General features: G+C 62.0%; 1 protein-coding gene. It reads left to right on the forward strand.

What is annotated here, in order from left to right; all coding sequences use genetic code 11:
- Positions 1 to 5: 5 nt before the first annotated feature.
- A partial coding sequence (locus VC352_RS24905; RefSeq protein WP_322982166.1) for a Clp protease N-terminal domain-containing protein occupies positions 6 to 266 on the forward strand: 261 nt, incomplete at its 3' end.

Consider the following 266-nt stretch of genomic DNA (forward strand, 5'->3'; position numbering starts at 1 on the left):
CATTTATGCGTATCGATCGTTTGACCAGCAAGCTGCAACTTGCACTCTCCGACGCCCAATCCCTGGCGGTGGGCAAGGATCATGCCGCCATCGAGCCGCTGCACCTGCTGCAGGCGCTGCTCGAGCAACAGGGCGGCTCGATCAAGCCGCTGCTGATGCAGGTGGGCTTCGACATCATCAGCCTGCGCCAGGGCCTGACCCGCGAGCTGGATCAGCTCGGCAAACTGCAGAACCCAACCGGCGACATCAACCTGTCGCAGGATCTG

It is taken from the genome of Pseudomonas sp. C11 (assembly GCF_034683865.1).
Lineage (GTDB): Bacteria > Pseudomonadota > Gammaproteobacteria > Pseudomonadales > Pseudomonadaceae > Aquipseudomonas.